General features: G+C 70.3%; 1 protein-coding gene. It reads left to right on the top strand.

All coding sequences use genetic code 11. The annotated features are described in order from the left end of the window. Window positions 1-6,244, top strand: a 6,244-nt coding sequence (locus tag ACZ5CR_RS43375; protein ID WP_468868680.1) for an SDR family NAD(P)-dependent oxidoreductase, incomplete at both ends; no start/stop codon positions are given.

Genomic DNA, 6,244 nt, shown 5'->3' with positions numbered 1-6,244 from the left:
GTTTTGGCGCCCGTCAGTCCTCAGTCTCCGCAGGTCCCGGTCTTCTCGACGCTGACCGGTGACTGGCTGGATGCGGTCAGCACGCCGATGGATGCGGGGTATTGGTATCGCAATCTCCGTCAGACGGTGCTGTTCGAGCAGGCCACCCGAGGCCTTCTCGCCGAGGGTCACAACCTGTTCCTGGAGATGAGCCCCCACCCGGTGCTCACCGTTCCCGTCCAGGCCACCATCGACGCCACCGATCAGTCCACCGCCGTGACCCTGGGCTCGCTGCGTCGCGACGAGGGCGGTGCTCACCGTCTGGCGCAGTCGCTCGCCGAGGCGCACGTCCACGGCGCCGAACTCGACTGGAGCGCCCTCTACCCGGGTGCCCGCACGACGGTCGACCTGCCCACCTACGCCTTCCAGCGCGAGCACTACTGGCCCGATTTCGCCGACCCGGCCGACGAGACGCAGCTGATGCAGGTGGACGAGGTCGAGGCGCGCTTCTGGGAAGCCGTGGAGCGCGAGGACCTGGAGGGGCTCACCGCCGAACTGGACGTACCGGAAGGCTCCGCCACCGGACTGGGGGACCTGCTCCCGGTGTTGTCGGCGTGGCGCCGTCAGCGTCGTGAGCGTTCCGTCGTGGACGGCTGGCGCTACCGGGTGACCTGGAAGCCGCTCTCCGGCGGTCTGCCGTCAGCCGTGCTCGCGGGCCGCTGGCTGGTCGTCGTGCCCGAGGAGGCCGCCGGGCACGCATGGACGACGGGTGTCGTCGACGCGCTTGCTCAGGCAGGTGCGGAAGTCGATCAACTTAACGTGTCAGCATCACAGTTGGTGCTCGGACGCGAGTTCCTGGCCCAGCAGCTGCGGGAGAGTGAGCGCGGCGAGGGCGAGCTCGCGGGTGTGGTGTCGCTGCTCGGCCTCGACGAGTCGGGGCACGCGGAGTACGGGACGGTTCCCGCCGGGCTCGCGGGCACGGTCGCACTCGTCCAGGCGCTCGCTGACACCGACGTCGAGGCGCGGCTGTGGGTGATTTCCAGCGGCGCGGTCTCGACCGGTCGCAGCGACCGGCTCGCCCACCCCGTCCAGGGCCAGTTGTGGGGCCTCGGCCGGGTCGCGGCCCTCGAACACCCCGAGAACTGGGGCGGCCTCATCGACCTGCCGCAGAGTACGGACGCCCGCGCGGCATCCCGGTTCACCGCGATCCTCGCGGGAGTCGGCGAAGAGGACCAGCTGGCGGTGCGTGGATCGGGAGTCTTCGCACGCCGACTGGTGCGGGCCGAGCCGACCGGGTCCGCAGAGCGGTCCAGGCCGTGGGAGGCGCGGGGCACCGCGCTGATCACCGGCGGCACGGGTGCGATCGGTGCGCACGTCGCGCACTGGCTGGCGCGTGAGGGTGCCGAGCATCTCGTACTCACGAGCCGTCGTGGTCTGGACGCTCCTGGCGCCTCTGAACTCCAGGCAGAACTGGTGGAGTTGGGGGTCAAGGTCACTGTCGCGGCGTGCGACGTGGCCGACCGGGATGCCGTGTCCGCGCTCCTGGAGCAGCTCGCCCGTGACGGGCACACCTTGCGCTCCGTGTTCCACGCGGCGGGTGTCGGACAGGCACAGCCGCTGGCCGGTACGGACACGGCGGACATCGCCGGTGTGCTCGGCGCGAAGGCCGCGGGCGCCACGCACCTGGACGAGCTGCTCGGTGACACGCCGCTGGACGCCTTCGTCCTGTTCTCCTCCAACTCGGGCGTGTGGGGCGGGGGCGGGCAGGGCGCGTACGCGGCTGCCAACGCCTACCTCGACGCGCTCGCCGAACAACGCAGGGCCCGGGGCCTCACGGCGACCTCCGTCGCATGGGGCCTGTGGGCCGGTGGCGGCATGGCGGGAGAGGACGGCGAGGAGCACCTGCGCCGCCGCGGTCTGCGCCCGATGGATCCGGCACCGGCCGTCGGAGCGCTTGCACAGGCGATCGCGCACGACGAGACGTTCCTGGCTGTCGCTGATCTCGACTGGGAGCGGTTCGCTCCGTCGTACACGTCGGTGCGGCCGAGCCCGTTCATCGGGGACCTGCCTGAGGTGCGGCGCGGCCTTGCCGAGCAGGAGACGGCCTCGGCCTCCGCGTCGGCGGCAGGCCAGGGCGCGGGCTCGGAGTGGGCCGCACGCCTCGCCGATCTCGCTCCGGGGGAGCAGCAAAGGATTCTGCTCGACGCGGTGCGCGCACAGGCGGCGGCGGTGCTCGGCTATGCGGGTGCGGAAGCCGTCGAACCGACCCGGGCCTTCCGCGAGCTGGGCTTCGACTCGCTGACGGCCGTCGAAGTGCGCAACCGGCTCGCGGCTGCGACCGGACTGAAGCTGCCCACGACGCTCGTCTTCGACTACCCGACGTCGGCAGTCCTCGCCGGACACCTGCTGACGGAGCTGCTCGGCGACACGCAGGCGTCGGCGATTGCCGCCGCGCCCGCCCAGACCGCCGGCCGGGGCGCCGTGGACGACGACCCGATCGTGATCGTGTCGATGAGTTGCCGCTACCCCGGCGGTATCGGCAGCCCCGAGGACCTGTGGCGGATGCTCGCCGATGGCGACGACGCGATCGCCGCGTTCCCCGGCGGCCGCGGCTGGGACCTGGACGGCCTCTACGACGCCGACCCGGAACAGCGCGGCACCAGCTACGTACGGCAGGGCGGATTCCTCTACGACGCCGATCAGTTCGACCCCGTCTTCTTCGGCATCTCCCCACGTGAGGCCCTGGCGATGGACCCGCAGCAGCGGCTCCTCCTTGAGACCTCCTGGGAGCTCTTCGAACGCGCGGGCATCGACCCGGGCATCCTCCACGGAACCCCGGCGGGCGTCTTCGTCGGAGCCTCCTCGCAGGGCTATGGATCGGGGCTGCAGCAGACCCCCGAAGGAGTCGAGGGCTATCTGCTCGCGGGCGGCGCGACCAGCGTCGTCTCCGGTCGCCTCGCCTACTCGTTCGGCCTCGAAGGTCCTGCGGTCACGGTGGATACGGCCTGCTCGTCCTCGCTGGTCGCGCTGCACCTGGCGGCGCAGGCGCTGCGTCAGGGCGAGTGTGACCTGGCCCTGGCAGGCGGTGTCACCGTCATGGCCAACCCCGGCGCCTTCATCGAGTTCAGCCGCCAGCGTGGACTCGCGTCGGACGGCCGTTGCAAGCCGTTCGCGGAGGCTGCGGATGGTACGGGGTGGGGTGAGGGTGTCGGGCTGCTGCTCCTTGAGCGGTTGTCGGATGCGCGCCGGAATGGCCACGAGGTGTTGGCGATGGTGAGCGGTTCTGCCGTGAACCAGGATGGGGCGAGCAATGGGCTGACGGCGCCGAACGGCCCTTCGCAGCAGCGGGTGATCCGGGCTGCGTTGGCGAGTGCGGGGCTTGCGGCCGACGATGTGGACGCGGTGGAGGCGCACGGTACGGGTACCACTCTGGGCGACCCCATCGAGGCGCAGGCGCTGCTCGCTACGTACGGTCAGGATCGGCCGGAGGGGCGCGAGCCGTTGTGGCTGGGGTCCGTGAAGTCCAACATCGGCCACACGCAGGCCGCGGCGGGCGTCGCCGGTGTGATCAAGATGGTCATGGCGATGCGAATGGGAGTGCTGCCGCAGACGCTGCATGTCGATCGGCCGAGCAGCCATGTGGACTGGTCGGCGGGGGCTGTTGAGCTGTTGACGGAGGCGCGGGAGTGGCCTGAGCGCGGTGATTCACCGCGGCGGGCGGGTATCTCGTCGTTCGGCGTGAGCGGAACCAATGCCCACGTCATCGTGGAGCACGCGCGGCCCGTCGAGGAGTCCACAGAGGCGGTGGCCGCCGATGGCGCGCAGTCTTCGACGGTCATGCCGTGGGTGGTGTCGGCTCGGAGCGCGGATGCGTTGCGGGCGCAGGTGGAGCGGTTGCGTGAATTCGTCTCTTGTGACGATGAGTTGAGTCCTGTGGATGTGGGCTGGTCGCTGGTGTCGGGGCGGGCGGAGCTTGAGCATCGGGCTGTGCTTCTGGGGGAGCGTGAGGTTTCCGGGGCTGTGGTGGAGGGGCGCCTGGGTGTGCTCTTTACCGGTCAGGGCAGTCAGCGGATCGGGATGGGGCGTGAGTTGTATGACGCCTTCCCGGTGTTCGCGGACGCTCTTGATGAGGTGTGCGCGCATCTGGACACGGTCCTCGACCGGCCGCTGAAGGATGTGATGTTCGGCAACGACGCGGAGCTGCTTGGGCAGACGGGTTATGCGCAGCCTGCGTTGTTCGCGGTGGAGGTGGCTCTCTATCGGTTGGCTGAGTCGTTCGGGGTGCGGCCGGAGATACTCGGTGGGCATTCGGTGGGTGAGCTTGTTGCGGCGTACGTGGCTGGGCTCTGGTCCCTGGAGGACGCGGCCCGGTTGGTGGCTGCCCGGGGCAGGTTGATGCAGGCGTTGCCTGAGGGCGGGGCGATGCTTGCGGTGCAGGCGGCGGAGGTGGATGTACTGCCGTTGCTTGAGGGGCTTGCGGACCGTGTGGGTGTCGCGGCGGTGAACGGTCCGTCGCAGGTGGTGCTCTCTGGTGACCGTGCCGTCCTGGAGGGTGTGGCCGGGTCGCTGAAGGGTCAGGGGCGGAAGGTGCGGTGGCTGAAGGTCTCGCACGCCTTCCACTCTCCGCTGATGGATCCGGTGCTGGAGGACTTCCGTAAGGTCGCGCAGAGCCTGACGTACAACGCTCCGAAGCTCCCGGTCGTCTCGAATCTGACGGGTGAGCTGGCCGAGGCGGCTGAGCTTCAGGACCCGGAGTACTGGGTGCGTCACGTCCGCGATGCGGTCCGCTTCCACGACGGCCTCAACTCCCTGACCGAGTACGGGGTGTCGACGCTGCTCGAACTGGGTCCGGATGCGGTCCTGACTGCGATGGCGCACGACACCCTCACTGTGCCGGAGCAGGAGGCGGGTCTGATCGCGTCTCTGCGTCGCGATCGACCCGAGCCCGACACGTTCTTGACCGCCCTGGCTCAGGCATACGTACGAGGCGTCGACGTTGACTGGACCCCTCTCTACGAGCCCATCGCCACCCGCCGCCGCGTCGACCTGCCGACGTACGCGTTCCAACGCCAGGGCTACTGGCTCCAGCAGACCGGCACCGGTCTCGCGGACGTCGAGGCTGCCGGGCTCGCATCGGCGGGGCACCCGCTGCTCGGTGCCGGAATGCCTTTGGCGGACGCGGACGGATACCTCTTCACGGGGCGGCTCTCCACACAGACGCACCCGTGGCTGGCCGATCACGCGGTGGCCGATCGGGTGCTGCTGCCCGGCACGGCCTTCGTCGAACTGGCCGCCCACGCAGGCAGCCAGATCGGCTACGGCACCCTCGACGAGCTGACGCTGGGTGCGCCGCTCGTCCTGCCCGAGCGCGGAAGCGTCCAACTCCAGTTGCGGATCGATGCCCCCGACGCCTCGGGCGGCCGACCGGTCAGCCTGCACTCGCGGCTTGAGCCGACCGGCCCGCAGGGGCTGTCGGGCGACTCTTGGACCAAGAACGCCACCGGCATCCTGACGGAGACCGCGCACGCCGCTCCTTCAGCGCTGTCCGTCTGGCCGCCGCAGGGCGCAGAGCAGGTGCCGGTCGACGGGCTCTACGAGAGCCTTGCGGCCGCCGGCTTCGACTACGGGCCGGTGTTCCGGGGCCTGCGGGCCGTCTGGCACCGAGGCGAAGAGGTCTTCGCGGAGGTTGCCCTGCCCGACGACGAGGACACGGACGCGAGCGACTTCGGCCTGCACCCTGCTCTCCTCGACGCCGCCCTGCACGCCCGCGCGACGAGCCCGGCGACTACGGACCCGGGTGCAGATGTGGATGTAAGTGGTGCGGCCGGGCTGCCGTTCACCTGGACCGGCGTCACCGTGCACGCAGCCGGTGCGGCGACGGTGCGCGTCCGCCTGGTGCCGAACGGCTCGGACGGCGTCTCCCTGGATGTCGCGGATGCCTCCGGTGCCCCTGTGGCGACGGTGGACTCCCTTGTGTTCCGGCCGATGTCGAAGGAGCTCATCGAGCAGATGAGCGGCCCCGGCGCGGACTCGCTGTTCCGGGTCGAGTGGTCGCGGCTGCCGGAGAGCTCCGGAGGAGCGGGTGGCGAAGGGGCGCCGTCGGGTGTGGAGGTGCTGGACCTGGCAGGTGGCGGCGCTGAGGGTTCGGTATGCGCGGATGCGGTATCGGGGACATTGGCTGAAGTCCTGGGTTCTGTGCAGGAGTTTCTTGGTGATGAGGGGCGTGGGGCGTCGCGGTTGGTTGTGGTGACGCGGGGTGCTGTGG

This window comes from Streptomyces sp. NPDC031274 (assembly GCF_055570235.1).
Note: the sequence above shows the minus strand (reverse complement) of the source record. Positions and strands in the feature narration are given on the sequence as shown.